The organism is Methylomonas sp. LWB (genome assembly GCF_001856095.1).
Classification (GTDB): domain Bacteria; phylum Pseudomonadota; class Gammaproteobacteria; order Methylococcales; family Methylomonadaceae; genus Methylomonas; species Methylomonas koyamae_A.
Genome location: NZ_MKMC01000076.1, coordinates 1 through 947 on the forward strand (window position 1 = coordinate 1; position 947 = coordinate 947).

A 947-nucleotide genomic window follows, 5' to 3' on the forward strand; every position below is an offset into this window, starting at 1 on the left:
TTGGCTACTACCAGATCAGGTCCCATGCATCCACATCCAGGGCCCCCGAAGGGGCGTAAGGACGCTTCAGGATGGTTAGTATCACTGATTCACCAGGGGCGCGTTCACACGGGTACGGGAATATCAACCCGTTGTCCATCGGCTACGCCTGTCGGCCTCGTCTTAGGTCCCGACTCACCCTGGGCGGATTAACCTGGCCCAGGAACCCTTGGTCATTCGGCGGACGAGTTTCTCACTCGTCTTTCGCTACTCATGCCTGCATTCTCACTCGTGTGGCCTCCACGGCTAGGTCACCCTGCCGCTTCCATGGCCACACGACGCTCCCCTACCCATCCACACCACTGCCCAAGACTCCGCAGAATCAAGGGGGTGCATTGTGTGAATGCCGCAGCTTCGGTGGTGTACTTGAGCCCCGCTACATTGTCGGCGCAGGATCACTTGACCAGTGAGCTATTACGCACTCTTTCAAGGGTGGCTGCTTCTAAGCCAACCTCCTGGTTGTCTTCGCGACCCCACATCCTTTTCCACTTAGTACACGCTTAGGGACCTTAGCTGGCGATCTGGGCTGTTTCCCTCTCGACTACGAACCTTATCGCCCGCAGTCTCACTGCCGCGCTCTCACTCACCGGCATTCGGAGTTTGGCTGATTTCGGTAAGCTTGTGGGCCCCCTAGACCATCCAGTAGCTCTACCTCCGGTGAGAAACACGCGACGCTGCACCTAAATGCATTTCGGGGAGAACCAGCTATCACGGAGTTTGATTGGCCTTTCACCCCTACCCACAGCTCATCCCCTCAGTTTTCAACCTAAGTGGGTTCGGTCCTCCACGACGTCTTACCGTCGCTTCAACCTGGCCATGGGTAGATCACTCCGCTTCGGGTCTAGAACATGCCACTACGGACGCCCTATTCGGACTCGCTTTCGCTACGGCTACCCCACACGGGTTAA

1 rRNA gene is annotated in these 947 nt (G+C 57.2%); it reads right to left on the reverse strand.

Annotation, left to right across the window (positions count from 1 at the left end):
• Nucleotides 1-947: ribosomal RNA gene (locus BJL95_RS20780) — 23S ribosomal RNA — on the reverse strand; the annotation flags it as partial.